Source organism: Marinoscillum sp., assembly GCF_040222955.1.
Classification (GTDB): domain Bacteria; phylum Bacteroidota; class Bacteroidia; order Cytophagales; family Cyclobacteriaceae; genus Marinoscillum.
In genome coordinates this window covers 77,088-99,571 of the sequence record NZ_JAVKCA010000018.1, presented here as the reverse complement: position 1 = coordinate 99,571, position 22,484 = coordinate 77,088, and the positions used below count along the sequence as shown (strand labels likewise).

21 protein-coding genes are annotated in these 22,484 nt (G+C 45.4%); 13 read left to right on the top strand and 8 right to left on the bottom strand.

Annotated features, from left to right (window positions below):
- Positions 1–11 precede the first annotated feature (11 nt).
- From RIH33_RS15805 to secG, 6 genes are all read left to right on the top strand, one after another.
- Positions 12–725, top strand: coding sequence for a YceI family protein (locus tag RIH33_RS15805; protein WP_406653299.1), 714 nt, complete (start codon positions 12–14; stop codon positions 723–725).
- A gap of 81 nt (positions 726–806) precedes the next feature.
- Positions 807–2,270, top strand: coding sequence for a tRNA (N6-isopentenyl adenosine(37)-C2)-methylthiotransferase MiaB (gene miaB / locus RIH33_RS15800; protein WP_406653298.1), 1,464 nt, complete (start codon positions 807–809; stop codon positions 2,268–2,270).
- Complete coding sequence (locus tag RIH33_RS15795) at positions 2,270–3,568, top strand: sigma-54 interaction domain-containing protein (protein ID WP_406653297.1); 1,299 nt, start codon at positions 2,270–2,272, stop codon at positions 3,566–3,568. The genes miaB and RIH33_RS15795 overlap by 1 nt, the downstream gene beginning before the upstream one ends.
- Entirely contained in the window at positions 3,549–4,070 is a 522-nt protein-coding gene (gene lptE / locus RIH33_RS15790; RefSeq protein WP_406653296.1) for an LPS assembly lipoprotein LptE, read from the top strand. Before RIH33_RS15795 ends, lptE begins: the two co-directional genes overlap by 20 nt.
- 39 nt (positions 4,071–4,109) lie before the next feature.
- Positions 4,110–5,453, top strand: a complete 1,344-nt coding sequence (locus tag RIH33_RS15785) for a hypothetical protein (protein ID WP_406653294.1) — start codon at positions 4,110–4,112, stop codon at positions 5,451–5,453.
- A 7-nt stretch (positions 5,454–5,460) separates the two neighbouring features.
- Positions 5,461–5,814, top strand: coding sequence for a preprotein translocase subunit SecG (gene secG, locus RIH33_RS15780; RefSeq protein WP_406653292.1), 354 nt, complete (start codon positions 5,461–5,463; stop codon positions 5,812–5,814).
- Here secG and RIH33_RS15775 read toward each other — a convergent pair.
- Positions 5,811–6,524, bottom strand: coding sequence for a hypothetical protein (locus RIH33_RS15775; RefSeq protein WP_406653291.1), 714 nt, complete (start codon positions 6,522–6,524; stop codon positions 5,811–5,813). The genes secG and RIH33_RS15775 overlap by 4 nt on opposite strands.
- 216 nt (positions 6,525–6,740) lie before the next feature.
- Between RIH33_RS15775 and groES the strand changes: the two genes are divergently transcribed.
- The 3 genes from groES to RIH33_RS15760 all read left to right on the top strand — a co-directional run bounded on the left by groES (position 6,741) and on the right by RIH33_RS15760 (position 9,495).
- Positions 6,741–7,019, top strand: a complete 279-nt coding sequence (groES, locus tag RIH33_RS15770) for a co-chaperone GroES (RefSeq protein ID WP_159580389.1) — start codon at positions 6,741–6,743, stop codon at positions 7,017–7,019.
- A gap of 46 nt (positions 7,020–7,065) precedes the next feature.
- Positions 7,066–8,712 carry a chaperonin GroEL gene (gene groL, locus RIH33_RS15765; RefSeq protein WP_406653290.1) on the top strand — a complete coding sequence of 549 codons (1,647 nt, stop codon included), beginning with the start codon at positions 7,066–7,068 and terminating at the stop codon, positions 8,710–8,712.
- A gap of 114 nt (positions 8,713–8,826) precedes the next feature.
- On the top strand, positions 8,827–9,495 hold the full coding sequence (locus RIH33_RS15760; protein WP_406653289.1) for a hypothetical protein: 669 nt from the start codon (positions 8,827–8,829) through the stop codon (positions 9,493–9,495).
- A 53-nt stretch (positions 9,496–9,548) separates the two neighbouring features.
- Here the strand turns inward: RIH33_RS15760 and RIH33_RS15755 are convergent, their stop codons facing one another.
- Positions 9,549–11,033: a peptide MFS transporter gene (locus RIH33_RS15755; protein WP_406653288.1), complete on the bottom strand. Its 1,485-nt coding sequence runs from the start codon at positions 11,031–11,033 to the stop codon at positions 9,549–9,551.
- A 269-nt stretch (positions 11,034–11,302) separates the two neighbouring features.
- On the opposite strand from RIH33_RS15755, the gene pckA reads away from it, so the two are divergent.
- Both pckA and RIH33_RS15745 read left to right on the top strand, forming a co-directional pair.
- Positions 11,303–12,937 carry a phosphoenolpyruvate carboxykinase (ATP) gene (gene pckA, locus RIH33_RS15750; protein WP_406653287.1) on the top strand — a complete coding sequence of 545 codons (1,635 nt, stop codon included), beginning with the start codon at positions 11,303–11,305 and terminating at the stop codon, positions 12,935–12,937.
- 64 nt (positions 12,938–13,001) lie between these two features.
- Positions 13,002–13,376: a methylglyoxal synthase gene (locus RIH33_RS15745; RefSeq protein ID WP_406653286.1), complete on the top strand. Its 375-nt coding sequence runs from the start codon at positions 13,002–13,004 to the stop codon at positions 13,374–13,376.
- Here RIH33_RS15745 and RIH33_RS15740 read toward each other — a convergent pair.
- The 4 genes from RIH33_RS15740 to RIH33_RS15725 are packed head-to-tail and all read right to left on the bottom strand — an operon-like array spanning position 13,373 to position 16,969.
- Positions 13,373–14,659, bottom strand: coding sequence for a NupC/NupG family nucleoside CNT transporter (locus RIH33_RS15740; protein WP_406653285.1), 1,287 nt, complete (start codon positions 14,657–14,659; stop codon positions 13,373–13,375). The two genes, RIH33_RS15745 and RIH33_RS15740, sit on opposite strands and share 4 nt — an antisense overlap.
- Before the next feature lie 17 nt (positions 14,660–14,676).
- Positions 14,677–15,273 carry a bifunctional nuclease domain-containing protein gene (locus tag RIH33_RS15735; protein WP_406653283.1) on the bottom strand — a complete coding sequence of 199 codons (597 nt, stop codon included), beginning with the start codon at positions 15,271–15,273 and terminating at the stop codon, positions 14,677–14,679.
- Entirely contained in the window at positions 15,273–16,229 is a 957-nt protein-coding gene (locus RIH33_RS15730) for an electron transfer flavoprotein subunit alpha/FixB family protein (protein ID WP_406653282.1), read from the bottom strand. Before RIH33_RS15730 ends, RIH33_RS15735 begins: the two co-directional genes overlap by 1 nt.
- 2 nt (positions 16,230–16,231) lie before the next feature.
- On the bottom strand, positions 16,232–16,969 hold the full coding sequence (locus tag RIH33_RS15725) for an electron transfer flavoprotein subunit beta/FixA family protein (protein WP_406653281.1): 738 nt from the start codon (positions 16,967–16,969) through the stop codon (positions 16,232–16,234).
- A gap of 67 nt (positions 16,970–17,036) precedes the next feature.
- Here RIH33_RS15725 and RIH33_RS15720 point away from each other — a divergent pair, with 67 nt between their 5' ends.
- Positions 17,037–17,357, top strand: a complete 321-nt coding sequence (locus RIH33_RS15720) for a tetratricopeptide repeat protein (RefSeq protein ID WP_406653280.1) — start codon at positions 17,037–17,039, stop codon at positions 17,355–17,357.
- A gap of 252 nt (positions 17,358–17,609) precedes the next feature.
- Positions 17,610–19,859 carry an ammonium transporter gene (gene amt / locus RIH33_RS15715; RefSeq protein ID WP_406653279.1) on the top strand — a complete coding sequence of 750 codons (2,250 nt, stop codon included), beginning with the start codon at positions 17,610–17,612 and terminating at the stop codon, positions 19,857–19,859.
- A gap of 51 nt (positions 19,860–19,910) precedes the next feature.
- Here the strand turns inward: amt and RIH33_RS15710 are convergent, their stop codons facing one another.
- Both RIH33_RS15710 and dnaB read right to left on the bottom strand, forming a co-directional pair.
- Positions 19,911–20,900 (bottom strand): NAD(P)-dependent alcohol dehydrogenase, encoded by a 990-nt coding sequence (locus RIH33_RS15710; RefSeq protein ID WP_406653277.1) that lies wholly within the window; start codon positions 20,898–20,900, stop codon positions 19,911–19,913.
- Positions 20,901–22,448 (bottom strand): replicative DNA helicase, encoded by a 1,548-nt coding sequence (dnaB, locus tag RIH33_RS15705; protein WP_406653276.1) that lies wholly within the window; start codon positions 22,446–22,448, stop codon positions 20,901–20,903.
- Positions 22,449–22,484 lie beyond the last annotated feature (36 nt).

Below are 22,484 nucleotides of genomic sequence, written 5' to 3'. Positions count from 1 at the left end.
CAATGAAACTTATGATTTATTTATTTGCCCTGACATTAATGTCTTCGTGTACCGCACCTACTGAGAAAAACCTGGAGGCTGGCGCAGAACAAGACGTTCTGTCTATATCCGAAAAAGCCACCTGGATGGATATTGATACTGCTTCCTCTGTGGTCACGTGGATCGGGAGCAAACCCAAAGGTCAGCATAACGGGATCATTCCTTTCAATGCCGGTCAGCTCGCTGTACTCACTGGTGAAATCGTAGGCGGAAAATTCGAAATGGATATCCAAAGACTACAGGTAATGGATCTCATGAAGGATGCTGAAAAAAGCAAGAAACTCAAAGATCACCTGATGTCAGAAGATTTTTTTGAAGCTGACAGCTTCCCGACTGCTTCCTTTGAGATCGTGGAGGTAACCCCATTTGACTCAACCGCATTGCCAGAGGATGCCAAAGAATTCGAATCTGAGTACACACCTGCCACTCTGAGCTCATTCATGGTGGCCAATCCCTCACATATGATCACCGGAAATCTGACCCTCCGGGGCACCACAAAAAGTATCACCTTCCCGGCTGAAATAAGCTTCAAGCCAGAATATATCCGGGCGGTGGCCAAATTCAATATCGATCGGACAGATTGGAATCTCTCTTACAGTAATGAGGCCAGTGTGATAGACAAAGCCAAGGATCGGTTCATTTACAACACAGTGAACGTGGGACTGAATCTGGAAGTGGTAAGATAAATTTCGGCTTCAGAAATACTGACAAGATGTCATTGTCTTAAGTTTGCTACTTATCTTTGCCCTTTAAATAATTGACCCACTATGACTCAGTTGATAGAGGACCTTGAGATTTTGGACCAGAGAAATGATGTGCAGGAAGAGCACTGTGAGGTAAAAGTTTCAAAAGAAAGCAACAATCAAGCTGCCAAAAAACTTTACATAGAAAGTTACGGCTGTCAGATGAATTTTTCTGATAGCGAGATAGTTACATCCATACTTCAAAAAGAGGGATTTGATACCACCGCTTCATTTGAAGCTGCCGATGTGATCCTCCTGAACACCTGCTCCATTCGCGAAAAAGCGGAGCAAACGATCAGGAAAAGACTTAGACAATTCAACAAGATCAAGTTGGAGCGGCCCGAAATCACCATAGGTGTGCTGGGGTGTATGGCCGAGCGTCTCAAAAGCAATCTGCTGGAAGAAGAGAAAATTGTTGACCTGGTCGTGGGGCCGGATGCTTACAGAGATCTCCCTAATCTCGTAAGGCAGGCCGAGGAAGGCCAAAAAGGAGTAAACACCTTCCTTTCTCGAGAAGAAACCTATGCAGATATTTCTCCCGTAAGGCTCAACTCCAATGGGGTTACTGCTTTTATCTCAATCATGCGTGGATGTGACAACATGTGTTCCTTTTGTGTAGTCCCCTTCACCAGAGGACGCGAGCGCTCAAGAGACCCACAATCGATTATTAACGAAGCGCAGGATCTTTTTAGTAAAGGATACCGAGAGGTGACCCTCCTCGGTCAAAATGTGGACTCATATAAATGGTCTCCGGAAGAAAACAACAAAGCAAGACTGGAGAAACAGGAGCCACATCAAATCGTCAATTTTGCCAATTTGCTGGAAATGGTGGCACAAGTACATCCTGACCTGAGGGTGAGATTTTCTACGTCGCACCCCAAGGACATCACGGATGAGGTACTTCATACCATGAAGAGACAAGAGAATATTTGTAAGTACATTCACTTACCGGCTCAGAGCGGCAACTCACGGGTACTGGAACTTATGAACAGAACCTATAATCGCGAGTGGTACATCAATCGCGTAGATGCCATTCGTGAGATTCTTGGAGAAGATTGTGGAATCAGCTCTGATATGATCACCGGATTTTGCACCGAAACGGAGGCTGAGCACCAAGACTCACTTTCGCTCATGGAATACGTGCAGTATGATTTCTCATACATGTTTTTCTACTCTGAGCGACCGGGGACACTGGCGGCCAAAAAATACGAGGATGACATCCCATTGGAAGTCAAGAAGAGAAGACTTCAGGAAGTCATTGACACTCAGCGTGCACTCTCTCTGACGAGAAATCAGCGGGATATCGGGAAAACATTCACCATTCTGGTTGAAGGGTTTAGCAAAAGGTCCAATGAAGATCTTCAAGGCAGAAATACCGCCAATAAAGTCGTGATTTTCAAAAATAACGGAGCCAAGAAGGGCGAATACGTTCAGGTGAAGGTGTTTGACTGCACTGCAGCCACACTATTCGGGGAGGTTATAGCATAATGGATTACAAAATAAGTTCGGAAGTACAAGCTGTCAAGCAGCGTTTTGAGATCATTGGTAACTCACCCAAGCTCAACAATGCCATAAGGATAGCCATGCAAGTGGCGCCTACAGACATGAGTGTATTGATCTCTGGTGAAAGTGGTGCAGGTAAAGAATCTTTTTCTAAGATCATTCACAGTCTTTCTCATCGGAAGCACGGTCAATTTATTGCCATTAACTGTGGGGCGATTCCTGAAGGTACCATTGACTCTGAACTTTTTGGTCATGAAAAAGGAGCCTTTACAGGCGCCCACGAATCCAGAAAAGGATATTTCGAAGTGACCAATGGCGGTACCATCTTCCTGGATGAAATAGGTGAACTCCCGGTAAGTACCCAGGCCAGGTTACTCAGAGTATTGGAAAATGGTGAGTTTATCAAAGTAGGTTCGTCTAAGGTTTTGAAGACAGACGTGCGAGTGATTGCTGCCACCAATGTGGACCTTAACGCTGCCATTGAGCAGAATAAGTTCAGAGAGGACCTCTACTACCGCCTCAATACAGTACCTATCCAGGTGCCTGCCCTCAGAGAACGCGGCGAGGACGTACTGTTACTTTTCAGAAAGTTTGCTTCCGATTTTTCAGAGACCTACCGTACGAAACCTGCTTACCTCACTGAAGGGGCACAAGAAATGCTGCTGAAATTTCGATTTCCAGGCAATATACGCCAGCTTAAAAATCTCGTGGAGCAGATGAGTGTGTTAGAAATGGAGCGTGAAATTGATTCTGACACCCTGCTGAAATATCTACCCAAAACCACCTCCTACCTCCCAGCACTTATCGGAAAAACGGAGAATTCAGAAAACTTCTCAGAGCGTGATCTCCTCTACAAAGTACTTTTTGATATGAAAAAAGACATGTCTGAGATGAAATCACTCATACATGAAATTTTGTCTGAAGACGGCTCTCGCAGTGAAATTTTGTCCCAGCATGAACGTTTGTTTAATGATGTGGAGCCATATAACAGGCCTGAACGTGATGAAGACTACGACAACCCGCCCATAAAGCCAATCATGCTGGAGTCCTCCCGGGAGCAAGGTAATCGGGACCGGATTGTGGAGGATGATTATGAAATAGAAGACATCACTCATGAAACCGACGATGGCGATTCTCTTTCTCTTGAAAAGAAAGAGAAAGAAATGATCATTATGGCATTGAAGAAAAACAACAACAAGAGAAAGTATGCAGCCAAAGACCTGGGGATTTCAGAGAGAACACTTTACAGAAAAATCAAGCAATATGAGATTGACAGTATTTAGTGTCCTGCTTGGTGCTCTGGGCATTCTTTCGGGTTGTGGCGTCTATAGCTTCACGGGAGCCTCCATCTCCCCCACCGTAAAAACCATCTCCATCCAGACCTTTTTTAACAACGCCACTCTTGGTCCTTCCAACATGAGTGTGCTTTTCACTGAAAAGATCAAAGATTACTACCAGCAGAATACCAGTTTGTCACTGGTAGACGACAATGGGGATCTGCAAATAGATGGCTATATAGCCGATTACACGGTAACTCCGGTATCAGCCACAGCTTCCGGAAACAACGATCAGGCCGACTTTTCAAGCATGTCGAGAATCACCATCACCGTCTTCGCCAGTTATATCAATACGCAGGATGACGAGTTTGATTTTGAACGAAAATTCTCATTTTTCAAAGATTTTGACAATTCTCAGGATATTTCATCCGAAGAACAGGCCCTTGTGGAGGAGATATTTGACCAAATAATCCTCGATATATTCAATGCCTCTGTGGCAAATTGGTAATTTTTCTTAATTTAGATTTTCACCGAAACATAAATTCCTGTGAACAAACAGAAATTCGTTGAGTATTTGAGGACGCCTTCCGACCTGGACAGGGAATCTTTGGTACAGTTGGAGGCACTCGTAAATGACTATCCGTACTTTCAGGGGGCAAGGACACTACTGGCAAAGGGCAGTAAAATTCTGAAGTCTAAAAGCGCCGGTGCAAACATCTCTTCTGCTGCTGTATACGCCACAGATCGGGCATTACTCAAACGATATATCAACGATGAGTTAATCTTCCTGAGTCCACTGACGGTACATGAGTCACACGAAGCAGACAGAGAGCGCGACCTTACCGACACCATCAAAACCAACAGGATCACCACTGCTCAGAGTAAACAAATCACGCAGGAAGAGGCGCCCAAGCCAAAACCTCAACCCAAACCAATCATCCAGGATGAAACCCCTGCTCCAGAGCCCCCAATGCCGGAGACTGGCAAACCTTCAGATTTAGATCACATCATAGATGAACTCTATCGGGATTTGGAGGAACTGAAAATCAACAGGGCCAAGTTCAACAAAATAGAAAATGAACTGGCAGAGGAAGAAGCCGTTGACAATGCAGTTAAAAAGGCCACTCAAAAGACCTCTGAGGAATCGGAAACAAGGGAGGAAACCCCTGAAGATGCACCTGTAGCGAAGGAAACGCCCATTGAGACCATCCCTCCAAAAGAACCAAAAGCAGAGGTAGAGAACGAAGCAGAAGCTCCTGAAGAGGCAAAAGTTCCTGAGAGTGATGAGCCAGCAGCACCTAAAACCGATGGTGAAGCAGATCCGGAACAAGAAAAGCCTCGCGAAATAGTAAGAAAACCCTCTGAATCACGCTCGGCCAGGGTTTCACGAATTACAGAAGAGAATGAACCCCTGGAACCCAAAAAGACGAAAGCTGAGTCCAAAAAAGTAGCAAAGGAACCTGCCAAAGCCACCAAAGCTGCTGGGAAAACTAAACCAACAACTACTAAGCAAAAGCCCGAGAGTAAGAAGAAGTCTGCAGACACGCCGAAAAAGAAGGCGCAGAAAAAGGACAAGAAGAAGTCAGAAGAGGGGAATAAAAAAGACGACAAAGGTGAGCCCAAAAGGGTCAACCAGGATGATATCATAACCAACTTCATTAAGAGCAACCCATCCATTTCGCCAGCCAGTAAAGCAGCTGCCAATGCGCAGGTAGACCTTTCCGGCACCAGCACAGAGTTGCACCCTGAGATTGCCTCCGAGTATCTCGCAGAAATCTATTTAGCGCAAGGTAAAAAGGATCGAGCCATTCAAATATATGAGGCCCTCATAGTGCGATTTCCTGAAAAAACAACTTACTTTGCGGACATTATCAAGAAAATAAACCAATAGAGTTAGAATGTACGCCCTTATCATTAGCATTATCATCCTTGTAGCATTTTTATTGATTCTCGTTGTTTTGGCCCAAAACCCTAAAGGAGGCGGACTTTCCAGCCAATTTGGAGGTGCTGGCACACAGCAGATTATGGGTGTTAAAAAAACAGGTGACATCCTTGAAAAACTTACCTGGGGCCTGGCCATCGCCATGCTCATTCTCACACTTACCACCAATTTTTTCGTGGAGGATGACACCCAGACCCTCACTTCTCCTAACATAGAAAGTGCCCAGGAGTCTGTATTGCCAACTCAGAACATTCAGTCCATTGAGCAGCCTTCTGGAGACCTGGGTCTTGAAGAAGATTCTGTTAATTAAATTTCCTCAATCTTTCTAACGAGCATTCTCTTCGCCACAGGCAGTATGGTCTGTGGCAGCGGAAATTTCAGTTTGCTCACTACCAAAAAAGTCGCCGGGTTAGGTAATTCCTTGAACCTGCGCACCAGATCCATTTTGATCTGTTCGTATGTTCTCGAAATATCCCTAAAGTCATTGGTCAGAAAAGTGGTGCTGATCCCGCGGTATTTCTCATCCGCGTTTTCGAACACCGAAATCTGATACCGAAAGACAGACACATCTCGTTTCGCGTCCTGATTCACCAGCACATAGCCCTCTTTGGCATAAATCGGGGTAAGCCCTACAGCACTCACCTCCAGATTATCCTCCACCAGGTCGTACAGCTCCTTGCCCTCATTGATGCTCCCTTCCAGTTTTGGCAATGCAAAGCCAATGATATCCTCGATTTCCTGCATCATCTCATCATCCTGTATCATCCTGTGATAAGTAAACTTCAGCTTCTTGAAGTCTGCACGAGAGATGGACTTAGGAAAATGCTCGTAGATAAGCTCTTTGTTTGATTTCACATTCAAAAGATTCTTATAGTGCATAATAAGATCCGATAAAAACGGAAACAGCTCCGCAGAATCAAAATGGTGCTTGATGTCCTTTAAATAAGCCAACAGAACGTACTTTTTATACTCATAATCGATCATTCCTTCTGTCAGCCAATCATGATTTAAGTTTCCCATATACCTTCAATTTTTCTTCAGAAGAATTTAAACATGAAAATTCTAAATGGCAAACTGACAGGCACCCTGACATGGAAAAATTTACCCTGATATTTTGTCAGTATTTTTCTGCCAAAATGATCCATATTTCCCCATTTTTAGGGTTGGCATGTAAAATGCTAATTGCCCTATTATCAATATTTTTCATTAATTGACTAAACCATAAAATTCACACACATGTCAAAAGTTAATTTCAAACCACTAGCCGATAGGGTTCTTGTAGAACCAGCGGCCGCAGAAGAAAAAACTGCATCAGGGATCATCATTCCTGACACGGCAAAAGAGAAGCCTCAGAGAGGTGAAATCGTAGCGATTGGTACTGGTAAGAAAGACGAGCCTATCAATGTAAAAGTAGGAGACCAGGTTTTGTATGGTAAATACTCTGGTACGGAGATCTCCATTGACGGTAAAGAGTATTTGATCATGAAAGAAAGCGATATCTACGGTATCGTATAATAAAATTCATTTTATCACAATCTAAAAATTCAAATCATATACAATTATGGCTAAAGATATTTTCTTCAACACAGAAGCGAGAGATAGCATCAAGAGAGGTGTTGACATCCTTGCCGATGCAGTAAAAGTAACCCTTGGGCCCAAGGGACGAAATGTAATTCTTGACAAAAAATTTGGCGCACCTACAGTCACTAAAGATGGTGTATCAGTGGCTAAAGAAATTGAGTTGAAAAACCCTATCGAAAACATGGGTGCTCAATTGGTAAAAGAAGTAGCTTCTAAAACCGCAGATGATGCTGGTGATGGTACTACTACTGCCACGGTATTGACTCAGGCTATATTTGGACATGGTATCAAAAACGTAGCTGCTGGCGCTAACCCAATGGACCTCAAAAGAGGTATTGACAAAGCCGTAGCCAAGGTAATCGAAAACCTAAGAGCTCAGTCTAAAGACATCAGCACTTCAGAGGAGATTTCTCAGGTAGCTTCAGTATCTGCTAACAACGATGCTGAGATTGGTAAGATGATCGCTGACGCGATGGAAAAAGTGGGTAAGGATGGCGTGATCACTGTAGAAGAGGCCAAAGGAACTGAGACTGAAGTAAAAACTGTAGAAGGTATGCAGTTTGACAGAGGTTACCTTTCTCCTTACTTTGTGACCAACACCGAGAAGATGGAAGCTGAGTTGGAAAATCCATACATTCTTATCTACGATAAGAAAGTTTCCAGCATGAAGGAACTCCTTCCTATCCTCGAAGCTACTGCTCAGACAGGAAGACCATTGTTGATCATAGCTGAAGACGTGGAAGGCGAAGCCCTTGCTACTTTGGTAGTCAACAAAATCCGTGGCTCACTGAAAATCGCTGCTGTAAAAGCTCCGGGCTTTGGTGACAGAAGAAAAGCAATGCTTGAGGATATCGCGGTATTGACAGGTGGTACTTTGATCTCAGAAGAAAGAGGTTACAAACTGGAAAATGCTACTTTGGATTACCTCGGTACTGCAGAGAAAATCAGCATCGATAAAGACAATACCATCATTGTAAATGGTGCTGGTAAAAAAGAAGATATCACTGCAAGAGTGAATCAGATCAAGTCTCAAATCGAAAACACTACTTCTGATTACGACAAAGAAAAACTACAGGAAAGACTTGCTAAGCTTTCTGGTGGTGTAGCCATCCTCTACATTGGAGCTGCTACTGAAGTAGAAATGAAGGAGAAAAAAGACCGTGTAGATGACGCACTTCACGCTACCAGAGCCGCCGTACAGGAAGGTATCGTAGCTGGAGGTGGTGTAGCTCTCATCAGAGCGCTTAAAGCCATCGAAGGTCTTGAATTGGAGAATATCGACCAGACCACTGGTGTGAAAATCATATACAATGCCATCCAGTCGCCGCTTAGAACCATCGTGAACAACGCTGGTGGAGAGGCTTCTGTGGTCGTGAATGCTGTAAAAGAAGGCAAAGACGATTACGGTTTCAATGCTGCTACTGGTGAATATGTAAACATGTTCAAAGCTGGTATCATAGACCCTACCAAAGTAACTCGTTTGGCACTGGAGAATGCTGCGTCTATCGCTGCCCTCCTATTGACTACTGAGTGTGTGGTAGCTGACCACCCGGAAGAAGAGTCTGCCGGTGGTGGAATGCCAGGCGGAATGCCAGGTGGCATGGGCGGAATGGGTGGCATGATGTAATCCCATTTCCCTTAAAGAACAAAAAGGCCCGAGCAATCGGGCTTTTTTTTTGATCCTTGCTTTTTAGGCCAGTACTGAAGAAACATTAACTTCACGGGATAACCTCTATTTCTCATGAAGCGACTATTCATCCTGGCACTGTGCCTTTTCTTAAGTTATATCTCATTTGCACAAGGCGTTTCCTTCTCTTATCTCATACCGAAAAACGGTTATCTCTCAGCGCCTGTCAGTCCGTTTAGTGTGAGGGGCATTGGTCTGGGCAACAAGCTCGGGATAGAGACCGGAGCCACGCTCTACAGCATCCCTGGCCTTGCCATGGAAAAACTCCCATTTGAATACAATAAACCGCTCACAGGGCCACATTATGCCCTGCTCGTGCCCATGGAACTCTTCTTTAAGATTCCCTTGGGTCCGGTACAAATCAAGCTTCTTGGTGGAGGGTTTGCCTGGTGGAATATCAATACAAGAATCAATGAAGGCAATATGGACCGTGCGTTCAGAGATTACGAAGGTTGGGATGTCCTCAATACTGATTTCAAACTGGAAGAAAAACTGGGACTGGGATGGATGGCTGGTATCGAATTTGAGTTTAAAATAAATAACAACTTGTCACTCACCGCCGAATCTCAGTACCTGAAGGGCGCGGCATCCTCTCAGCTATCGGGCGATTACACGGGCGGCTCCGGCTCCACGGGCATCCAAACCAAAGCTCTGGATTTAGAAGATACCGCCATACTCCTCGAAGGACTAGAGATTTCTTTAGGCGTGAAGTTTTCAAAATAAAAAAGCCGCTCGCAGCATAGCTGCGAGCGGCTTTTTAGTACAGAATAAGACCCTTACCTCACATTCCCCATCCATCTTCTCATAAATCCGGAGAAGATCAGGAACATGATACCACTACCCACTCCCAGGAGCACCACTGACATGAACAGACCAGGTACCTGAGAGGCATCATTAGGATCAAAACCACCTGCAAAGAGCCCTGCTATCAGGTTGCCCAATGCTGTAGCCACAAACCAGATACCCATCATCTGGCTATAATATTTTCGAGGAGCCAGCTTGGTAGTAGCACTCAAACCTACCGGACTCAAGGTCAGCTCACCAGTAGTATGAAAAAGATAAGTCACGATCAACCAGCCCATTCCCGCTTTGGTACCCTGCACTACGATCACAGCCGCGAAATACATCACCAAAAAGCCTACAGCCATCATGATCAATCCGAAACCAAACTTGATAGGTGTACTGGGGTTCATTTGTTTGGCAGCCAGGCGAATCCAGATGGCTCCAAAAACCGGTGACAGAACAATGATAAAGAACGGATTGAAATTCTGAAGAATACCTGCTGGCAGTTCATAGCCAAAAATCATCCGATCCGTATAATCCCTTGCAAACAGATTAAGGCTGGAGCCTGCCTGTTCAAAACCAGCCCAAAAGACCGATGCACCAATGAAAAGCAGAAAAATCACAAAAACCTGTTTGCGCTCTGCCATGTCCAGCCCACCGGAGATAAAAATATTGGCAAAATAGGCCAGGGTTACCACTACGATCAACACCCCAACACTCTCGGCAATCCCACGTGCGGTGGTCACATCCACCATGCCCAAATATTGCATGGTGAATATGAGCAGTATGGCACCTGCAGCCAGTGCATAGGTAAAAGTGGAACTGCTTTTCTCGCCGGGAAGTTTAACCCTTTTTGCGGGCTTCATGCCTATGCCCTTGAGCGTTCCAAGGGTAAGCTTATACTGAATCAGGCCAAGAAACATCCCTACAGCTGCTGCTCCAAAACCCATGTGCCAGTCCACCTTTTCTCCCAAAAAGCTCACTACAGTCTGTCCCAGAAGCGAACCCAAGTTGATCCCCATATAGAAAATAGAAAAACCAGCATCCCGCTTAGCTCCCTTATCATCTCCATAAAGATCTCCCACAATGGAGCTGATGTTTGGTTTCAGAAAACCCGTGCCCATGGCCACAAAACCTAAGCCAATAAAGAAAATCTCCTGCGAACCCGGAATGGCCAGAATCAGGTGACCTACCATGATCAGAATACCTCCGTACCAAATAGATTTTTGCTGTCCAAAGACATTATCCGCAAGCCATCCGCCCGGCAGAGACAGGAGATAAACAGCGGCAGTATACAAACCATACACGGCTGCTGAAGTCTCCACGTCCAGTCCAAGTCCCTGCTGTGCAGTTTCTGTGGTCATAAAAAGAATAAGAATGGCCCGCATACCATAGTAGCTAAACCTTTCCCACATTTCCGTAAAAAATAGGGTGGCTAGTCCCCTGGGGTGGCCAAAAAACGTACTTTCAGAACTCATCGATCAAAAATAAAATAGGTTAATGTTTTATTTAAATACGCACTTCGCGCAACCAACAATAATAATGAAATATATCTAGACCAGGGCATTTCAAAACTTCCTAAACCATATCGTCACTAAAGTTTCTCTTTTTGACACATCCGGCTTAAATTTGCCTTGCAAACGATTGCAATAATAAAACACACCTCACATACTGACTAATATCAGACTTATAAACAACTCGAATATTGACCTTTGACTTGTTAATCAAAGGCTAAACCCCCGAAACAATGAAAGAAAAAGGACTAAAATCTCAGAAAGTAGGACTGGAGGCCGCCGGGATTCTCAAGGTGAAAGAAGCATTCTGGAACCTCAATGCCGCAGAGCTAATAGAAGATTCTGTCAGAAATGGTGAAGGGCACCTTACCGATACTGGCGCCCTGATGTGTGATACCGGCAAGTACACCGGCAGATCACCACAGGATCGCTTTATCGTAGAAGATGCCAAGACCCAGGACAAAGTATGGTGGGGGGACATCAACAGGCCCGTGAGTCCTGAGAACTTTGATAAGATCCATGCCAAGATGCTGAAGTTTCTTGAGGACAAAGCAGTCTATGTGCGCGATGCCTATGCCGGGGCAGATAAAACACACAGACTCAAGCTAAGGGTCATTAACACACTGGCTTGGCACAACCTGTTCTGCTACAACATGTTCATCACTCCCCCGGACTACAAGCTCCAGGATTTTGATCCCAATTTCACGGTAATCTGCTGCCCCGAGTTTGAGGCGGATCCAAAAACTGATGGCGTCAGACAGGGTAACTTCGCCATTATCAATATGACCAAGCGCATCATCCTGATTGGTGGTACCGCTTATTCAGGAGAAATCAAAAAAGGCATATTCTCCGTTCTCAATTTCCTTTTACCTACCGAAGATCATGTGTTGCCAATGCACTGCTCTGCCAACATGGGGGTTGAAAAACATGATACGGCCATTTATTTTGGACTTTCGGGCACGGGAAAAACTACGCTTTCAGCTGACCCTGATCGACTATTGATTGGAGACGATGAGCACGGATGGACTAACAACAACATATTCAATTTCGAGGGTGGATGCTATGCTAAGGTGATCAACCTGAGCGAAGAGAATGAACCAGACATCTTTAATGCCATCCACTATGGTGCCATTTTAGAAAACACAAGGTTCATCCCCAATACACGCACGGTGGATTATAGCAACACTGAGGTAACAGAAAACACCCGTGTCTCTTACCCCATCGAAAGCATCAAAAACATCGCCAAGCCATCCGTTGGGGGCTTGCCTAAGAACATATTCTTCCTGACCTGCGATGCCTATGGTGTGATCCCTCCTATTCAAAGGCTATCCAAAGGTCAGGCGATGTACCACTTCATTTCCGGATACACCTCCAAGGTGGCAGGTACCGAAGCGGGTATCACAGAACCGGTACCTGTATTCTCCGCATGCTTTGGCGCTCCTTTCATGCCGCTGCATCCTACTGCTTATGCTGAAATGTTGGGCAAGAAAATGGAAGAAAACGAAGTAAAGGTTTGGCTCATCAATACGGGATGGACTGGTGGTCCTTATGGTGTAGGCTCCAGAATCAAATTAAAATACACACGTGCCATGATTTCCGCAGCCCTTTCAGGGGTATTGGAAAATGTGGGGTACAGAACGCACTCTATTTTTGGTGCAGAGATGCCCCTGACATGCCCCAATGTACCAAATGAGATTCTCAGCCCTCGTGAAACCTGGAAAAATGACGAAGCTTTCTACAAAAAGGCCAATGAGCTGGCATTAAAATTCAACAGGAACTTTGACAAGTTCAGGGAATATGCCAGCAAGGAGATCCTGGAAGGAGAACCTCAGCCTAATAAAAAGTACCCCATGAAAGTGGAGGCATAAAATGAAAATGATTTAATCCTGGATGGCAGTCAATTAATTGGCTGCCATTTTTTATTTTGCCCCCATGAAAATCGCAATTATCGCCCACGATGGCAAAAAAGCCGAAATGGTAGCCTTCCTCCTGAAATACAAAGACTGGTTAGAAAAGGTAGAATTGGTCTCCACAGGCACCACAGGATCACATGTAGAAAAAGCCGGCCTCAAAGTACATCGCTATTTATCAGGTCCATTAGGTGGTGATGCTCAGATCGCTGCTGAGGCAGCTGAAAAAAGGCTGGACATGGTCATTTTCTTTCGGGATCCAATGGGTAAACATCCCCACGAACCTGATGTACAAATGCTCATGAGGATATGCGATGTTCATGACATCCCGTTGGCTACCAATCCGGCAGCCGCAGGGCTCATGATGAACTCACTGCTCAAGAAAATAGATAGCTAGACCATTAGTGCTCCGGCAATGGAGGCGGTCATCATCGTAGCAAGGGTGGCCGCAAATAATGCCCTTAGTCCCAACTTCGAAATATTCCCTTGCTGGGTTGGAGCCATTCCGCCAATGCCCCCAATCTGAATGGCTATAGAACTGAAATTAGCAAATCCACAAAGCGCATAGGTGGCTATCACAATGGATTTTTCATTGAGTGCACCAGCGGCCACAAATTCTGACAGTCCCAGATAGGCCACAAATTCATTGACTACCACTTTCTGCCCCAAAAGACTACCCACTTGCAGAGACTCGTTCCAGTCCACTCCTATCACAAAGGCGAAAATTCTGAAAAACTGACCGAGAATATACTCCAGGGAGAAACCATCAAAACTACCATCGGTACTGGAAACAATCACCGCATTTAAGCCTGTAACATCCCCAAGTGCCATCAGAATGTAATTGATCGCTGCGATCAGGGCTATAAAGGCCAACAACATGGCACCAATATTCAGGGCCAGCTTCAGACCCTCAGCTGCTCCTCTGGCCAGCGCATCCACCAGATTTACCCCCATGGTATCCGAGGACACTGTCAGATCCGTATTAATTTGATCTCTGTTAAGTTCTGGCAGCATGATCTTTGACATCACAATGGCCGCGGGTGCATTCATAATAGAAGCACTGAGTAGGTAAGCTGCAAAACGTTCCTGAGCAACAGGGTCGCCACCACCTAAAAAAGCCACGTAGCCCGCCAGTACACCACCGGCAATGGTAGCCATACCACCGGTCATCAGACACATCAGTTCCGAATTGGTCATTTTGGGTACAAACGGCCGAACCAGCAATGGTGCTTCGGTTTGTCCTAGAAAAATGTTAGCAGCTGCCGAAAGAGATTCCGCACCTGATAGCTTCATCGTCCGGGTCATAATCCAGGCAATACCCTTCACAATCCACTGCAGTACTCCAAGGTAATAAAGACCAGAAGTTACAGTAGAGAAGAAAATAACCGTGGGAAGCACCTGTAGTGCGAAAATAAAACCAAGGCTTTCTGTGTCCATCAGGCTGCCAAACAGAAAGGATGCCCCGTCTCCGGAGAAGCCCAGCAACACCACAAACTGACGGCTAATCCAATTAAAGGCCTGTCTAACAAAATCTATCTGTGTAATCAGTAGACCAAATACTATTTGCAACGTGATACCTGTAAGCACCAACCTCCAGTCAACAGATTTTCGCTTAAGCGAAAAGAGATAGGCCACACCTACCAAAAACATCAGCCCAAATGCAGCCCTTAGTACATCCATCAAAATCCTGTGGTGAGTTAGTTTCGTTTATTGATTTCGTCCCGAATTTTGGCTGCGCGCTCATAATCTTCCTGAGCCAGGGCCTCGTCCAGCATGCTGTGGAGTTGATCGGAGGGCAAGTCCTCCAGCTTTTTGGAAACCGGTTCGGGCTTGCCAGACCCCGTCGACTTCCGCTTCACCTCAGTGATTTCTTCCTCTTCATCGGTAAGCACTATACCCGCCTCTGTAAGAATAGACTCATGGGTGTAGATATCTACTTTAAACCTGAGCCCTATCGCGATGGCATCGGATGGCCGGGCATCTATTTCAAATTGATTACCTCCGGACTCACAGATGATTTTAGCGAAAAAGACCCCTTCCTTCAGGTCGGAGATATAAATCTCTTTGATATCATACCCCAGATTGAATGCGAAAGACTTAAATAAGTCATGCGTCATGGGCCTGTTGGGAGTGATTTCCTCTATTTCGATGGCAATCGCCTGAGCTTCAAACATCCCTATAATAATGGGGAGGCGACGGTTTCCGCCTACCTCTCCCAATACCAATGCGAATGATCCAGATTGTGATTGACTCGACGAGAGTCCTAGTATTTCTAATTTGATTTTATCTGCCATTAACCTTGCTGTGCCTTGATCGCTTCTGTTAGTTTTGGTATTACTTCGAATGCATCTCCCACCACACCGTAATCAGCGGCTTTGAAGAAAGGTGCCTCGCCATCTTTGTTGATCACCAATATATACTTGGAGGAATTGACACCTGCCAAATGCTGAATGGCTCCGGAAATTCCAACAGCAATATAAAGAGATGGGCTCACCTTTACACCTGTCTGGCCCACATGTTCGTGGTGCGGTCGCCAATCCATATCTGAAACAGGTTTACTACAGCCTGTAGCAGCGCCTATGGTTTTGGCCAACTCCTCAATCATCCCCCAATTCTCAGGGCCTTTCAAGCCTCGACCACCAGACACCACCAGATCAGCCTCTGGTAGTAATATTTCACCTGTAGCCTTCTCTCTGCTTGTCACCTTCACCTTAAAATCCGCGTCATTCAAAGAAGGCGAAAAGGACTCCACAGTGGCAGATCCTCCATCCTCTTTTATAGCAATGGCATTCTTCTTAAGACCCAATATTTTTTTATCTCCACTCAGGCTAGTCATAGCAAAGGCCTTTCCGGTGTAAATACTACACTTCACCTTGAACCCACCATTTGTATCAGGAAGATCCACCACATTGGTGGCTAATGACGCTCCGGTTTTGATCGCCACCCGCGCCGACACAGGATCGCCAAGAGATGACTTGGCCAATACCAAAAGAGAGCTGCTTTCCTTTTCCATTGCTTCTGCTATGGCTGAAGCATACGCCATGATGTTCGGCGTGGCCAACTTCTCATCGCTGGCATTCAATATTTTGGTAGCGCCCGCTGCACCTATTTTTGAGGCTTCTTCATCAGTCAATCCACCAAACACGATAGCCACCGCAGATCCATCCACCTGGGCTGCATAACTCACTGCCTCCAATGAGGATTTCTTTGCAACTCCTTCTTCTATTTCTACAAATACTAATGCTGACATCTTTACAATACTTTTGCTTCGTTCTTCAATAGATTAACCAACTCGTCCAGATGATCCGGATCAATGAGTTTCACCCCGCTCTTTGCTGGTGGTAGTTCAAACACCTCTACCTCGGTAGCAGTATCATCCGTAGAGGGCTCCACCACATTCAAAGGTTTTGAACGGGCCGACATAATGCCTCGCATATTGGGGATTTTCCATTCGGCTATGGGCTCCTGGCACCCTGCTACGAAAGGCAGGTCCAGCTCCATATATTCCTTACCTCCTTCTATTTCTCGCTGAATCTTAGCTGTATTACCGTCTATATCCAGTACCATCACCGGAGACACTGAGGGTAGCCCCATCAGCTCACCCACCATGCTATGTACCTGACCTCCGTTGAAGTCTATCGACTCACGTCCCATTAGTATAAGATCGTACTCACCTTGCTGGGCCGCCTTAGCGATCTCTTTGGCCACAAAAAAAGCATCTCTGGGAAAAGTATTGATCCTGATGGCATCATCAGCGCCTATGGCTAGTGCCTTACGCAAGGTAGGCTCTGTTTCAGCCTCTCCCACATTTAACACAGTGATGGATCCACCTGAAGACTCCTTCAACTCCACAGCTCTGGCCAAGGCATAATCATCATAGGGGCCAATGATGTACTGCACGCCGGTCTTATCGAACTTTGTGTTGTTGTCTGTGAAAGAAATCTTAGACGTTGTATCGGGTACGTGTGTAATACAAACGAGTATTTTCATTCTCTTTTTCTTAAAAATTTAGGGTTAATATTAAGGCTTCGAAGTTAGTAAATAATATCTACATAGGATGAACACAGATCGCATCAGACAGCTTGAGAAATTCATGGAGGATGATCCAAATGACCCTTTTCCAAAATATGCTCTGGCTCTTGAGTACCTTCAAACAAATAAGGAAAAAAGTGCGCAATTGTTTGAAGAATTACTAAAAAATCATTCGAAATATATTGGCACGTACTACCATGCAGCAGCGCTCTTTTCCGAACTAGATGACAGAAAAAGGGCCGAGCAAATTTATCTGACTGGTATAGAGATGGCCACTCAACTGAATGAGGCGCATGCCCTCAAGGAGCTGCGGTCTGCTTATATGAATTTCCAATTTGAAGAATAATCACGCAGAATATAAAATCAAATATGGAAGGTATACTAGAATTATATTCTGCCATTTAATGAATGATAAATTTATTGTTTCATTATTTTCAATATCAACAACCTTTACCCCCTCCTGAATTACTAAATATTCATTGAATGATATGATAAGATATAATAAATGTAAATAAATTAACATTTTATTGCATAATTCTTAATAAAAGAAAGTATTCTCTAATTTTCTATAGAATTTTCAACCAACCAACCACACTCTATGGATCAATTAGAACTCTATCAATCCGATAGTTTTAACACCACTGATACGCTTTGGATTCTCATCTCAGCGGCACTTGTTTTCTTCATGCAGGCCGGCTTCAAGGTTTTGGAGACAGGTCTGGTCAAATCTGAACATCGCTCCGGGATCGGCATTAAGAACCTCATGGACTGGGTAGCGGGAAGCCTGGCATTCTTCCTGATTGGTTTTGGCCTGATGTTTGGCACCTCCGCTGGAGGATTCATTGGCACTAGCTTCTTCTTTGGGAATGACCTGGAACCAGGCTATTCATTGGTGTTTTTCATCTTTCAACTGGCTTTTGCCGGCACAGCCCTTACCATCGTTTCCGGTGCCATGTCAGGCAGAACTGCCCTGGCCCCATATTTCATAGCTTCCCTATTTACAGCGGTGTTGATATACCCCATCTTCGGGCACTGGGCCTGGGGGAACCTCCTGAATGAGGACAATCAGCCCTGGCTCGCTGGTCTGGGATTTATGGACTTTGCGGGTTCCACTGTGGTACACTCGGTAGGTGCATGGGTAGGGCTGGTGGGCATTTGGATGGTAGGCCCACGCCTGGGACGATTCACTTCCAAAGGCACCCTCATTCCTGTAAAAGCCTCTGATTATGCATACAGTGTACTGGGCGTGATGATCCTTTGGCTCGGCTGGTGGGGATTCAATGGCGGTAGTGCCCTTGCTTTTGACACCTCCGTACCCCTCATCATTCTCAACACCAATCTGGCAGCTGCGGGTGCTTGTTTTAGTGCCTATCTGCACGCCAAAATCTTTCAAAAGAACCAGGATCTCATAGAAAAAATCATTGGCGGATCGCTCACCGGACTGGTAGCTATCACCGCTTGCTGCAATGTGGTTTCTCCAATCAGCAGCCTGATTATTGGACTATTAGGCGGTATTATTCACAATATTTCGTATATCATCATTTCTGAAAAATGGAAGCTGGATGATCCTGTTGGCGCCATACCGGTGCATGGATTTGGAGGGGTGTTTGGCACACTCTGTGTAGCCCTTTTCGGGAAAGAGGAGCTCCTCATGCACGGCAGGGGCACACAACTTGTGGTGCAAATTTTTGGGGTCATCGTGTGTTTCGTTTTCACAGTAGGAGTCTCCTATCTGATCTTTCTCCTGATCAAATCGACCATCGGCCTGAGGCTCTCCCCCAACGAAGAAGTGGAGGGCGCTATATTTGGCGCGCATACCCAGGCACCGGAACTGGATCAACTCCCCGAGCAAACCGTTAGTCAGGTTTCGGTAAGGGTTGGAGAACGGGCTTACAACTTATTCAAAGTAGATGAATACCTCAACCTACCCCGCGAAACCCGCATCAACCTAATCAAAAGTGAGGGAGTGCAATACCTGGATGACTCAGGCAACGTAGTTCCTACACTCAAGGCTGTCAGGTATCTTTCCGGGATCATCGAAGAGCAAAGAGACAAAAGCACCTCATCAGTGGATCTGGTGGAACTCTCCTTCTATAAGGAGAAAATGGATATGATTGGCAACATGCAAGATGTGCTTCTGGGAGAAGAACACTCCATCAACAGTGTTTTTGAAGACTCATTTATCATTTTGAAACCCAAGGGAAAGGTGTCCTCAGATTTTTACTGGCACGGCAAAGAAAAAGGATACAGCATTGCTATAGCCGCCACCTCTCAAGATCCGGATATTTCCAGTGCCTTTATCACTGCCCTTACCATCTCTCAGCTCAACGAAATTGTGGGAATTAAAAAAATATTACCACCGGAGAAAGTACTTGAAATCCTGGATCAGAAGCTCACCATGGCATTGGGCCAGTCTAAGGCTGACGAAGAAGTGAGAAAGGGTGTGGAAATAGGAATGCTTTTGGTCGACACGGTTCGCCGGAGGGTTTATTATTCCGGATCCGGATCAGGTGTGAAGCTATACGCCAAAAAGCTTGACAGTATCCTTACCGAATTCAAGGGATTAGATGTTCCGCTTGGCATGTCAGGAAAAGCACAAAAGAAGTTTGAACGCGTCAAAATAGACTACTCCAAGGGAGACGCTTTCTTCCTTTGCACAGAGGGATTTCCTAATCAGCTAAATGAAAGTGGCAAGCGATACTCCACCACCAAATTCAGGGTACTCCTGGAAAAAAGTGCCGGAAAATCCATGGCTGATCAAAAAATGAATATTACTACAGAACTTGAAAACTGGAAAGGTAAGGAAGATCAAACTGAGGACATTTTGGTGATGGGTATCAAACCATAACACCTGAAACCACTAACCTGAAAAGCGTCTGGACATGCCAGACGCTTTTTATTACATCTCTAAAACCACTTTTCCAAACTGACTGGAAGTTCCCATTTGTTGAATTGCCTCTATCCCCTGGGCAAATGGATGCACGGAATCAACAATCGGTTTGATCTGATGCTGAGAGATGAACGCAATCATGGATGTGAATTCCTCGTCGTTGCCCATGGTAGATCCCACAATAGAGGCTTGTGACCAGAATAATCTGAACAAATCAAGTCCTTCTGTTTTCCCGGTAGTACTACCATAAACCACAATATATCCCCCTGGCTGAATCAACCGCAGGTAGTCATTGATGGCGTTTCCCCCGGCACTGTCAATGATGGCATCAAACTTATTCACTTTTCCACCCGCTTCTTTCACCCATTCCGGATTACCATAGTTAAACCCTCCGGAAGCACCCATTTCAATCATTCTGGTCAGCTTGGTGTCGCTACTGCTGGTCACATACACCTCGGCTCCCAGAGCCAGTACAAAAGCGCAAGCAAATTGAGACACCCCGCCTCCTACGCCGGTCACGAGTATTTTTTGATTTCCCTGAATGCCGGCCTTTCTAAATACTGCCCGATAAGCAGTAAGCGCGGCTAGTGGGAATGCGGCAGCCTCTGTATCACTCAGATGTTTAGGCTTTTCCACTAAACGATTGGTTGGTATCACTAAATATTCTGCGAAAGTTCCATTTTCAGGGGTCCCCAGAATGGAGTATTGTGCAGATTGATGTTCGGGGTTATCGCCCCAATTGATGTTCGGATTGATCAGAACGGTCTTTCCTATCCAGGCCGGATCTCCCTCCATTACCTCTCCACATCCGTCCGAACCCAAAATCACCCCATCTTTGATTCCGGGATATTTTCCCACAGAAATCCAGTAGTCACGCCTATTAAGAGCGGCTGCTTTTATTTTCACCAGACAATGATCTGGTCTCAGAATCGGATCAGCAACCTCTGAAAACTCCAGATTGTACTTTTGATCAATCGCTCTGACTACAATTGCTTTCATTTAGAATGGCATTTCGTCATCGCCACCATCCTTTTTATTGGCCTTGCTTGGTATGGTAATGGTAAAATCGGAATTAGAAGGGCCAGTGGTTGGGAACGAACTTCCATAGGTATCGTTGGTCGCACTGATGGAGGCATCCAGGTCTTCAAACTTGGTGAACTTACCGATGAATTTCAACTGAACATTCTCCAGCTTGCCATGTCTGTTTTTTGCAATAATCACTTCACCAATCCCCTGCAGTGGCATACCATTCTCATCCTGAGTCATACCATAGTATTCAGGGCGGTAAAGGAACATTACCATATCCGCGTCTTGCTCGATAGATCCCGATTCCCTAAGGTCGGAAAGTTGTGGACGCTTGTCACCACCTCGTGTTTCCACTGCCCTACTCAACTGAGACAGAGCGATCACCGGTACATTTAGTTCCTTGGCTATTCCTTTCAGCGCTCTTGATATAGAGGCGATTTCCTGTTCACGATTCCCTCCACTACTCTTGGAAGTATCCCCTGTCATGAGCTGCAGGTAGTCAATCACTATGAGGGAAACTCCATGCTGAGCCACCAGTCGTCTACTCTTGGCACGAAGCTCCAGAATACTCAAGGCCGGAGTATCATCAATGAAAATTGGCGCTTCTGAAAGCTTGCCTGTCTTACTGATCAATTGCTGCCACTCATATGCCTGAAGGTTTCCTCTTCTCAGCTTATCACTCTCCAGCTCCGCTTCTGCTGACACCATCCTGTGCACCAGCTGTACAGAAGACATCTCCAGGGAGAAAATAGCTACTGGCGTTTTGAAGTCAATGGCGGCATTTCTAAGTGCAGATACCACAAAGGCCGTCTTACCCATACCAGGCCTTGCCGCAATAATGACCAAATCTGAACGCTGCCAGCCTGAAGTAATCCGGTCCAGTGAGGTAAATCCACTGGCGATACCCGTAAGGCCATCTTTTTGATTTTTACGATCTTCAATCTCCTGAATGGCCTGATGCATCAGGGCATTCATTTTATCATAGTTCTTCCTGATATGCGACTCAGATACGTCGAAAAGAGCCTGCTGGGCTTTGTCCAAAAGATCGAAAACGTCGGTGGTATCCTCGTAAGAATCCTGCTGAATCTCAGAGGAAATCTGAATCAACTCCCTTTTGATCGATTGCTCTGCAATGATACGGGCGTGGTATTCAATATTGGCAGCGGAGTTCACCTTGGTAGTGAGGTCTGACACGTAATAAGCTCCTCCTACTATGTCCAGATGCCCATTCTTTCTCAGGCGATGAACAACCGTCTTGATATCTACCGGCTCACTGTTGTTAAACAGCTGAACAATCGCTTCAAAAATCATCCTGTGAGCATCCTTGTAAAAACTCTCAGGCTTTAATATTTCGATTACATTGGTGAGAGCATCTCTTTCGAGCATCAGGGCACCCAACACAGCTTCCTCAATTTCCACCGCCTGAGGTGGTACTTTCCCCAGTTGTCTGGAAAGATCCCCTACGGTAAGTCTCCTGTTTTTAGCTGTGGCCTTTAGTGCCGATGATTTCCCTCCCTCCATATGTTACGTTTTGAATTCCTTTAGCAAACTTAGGTA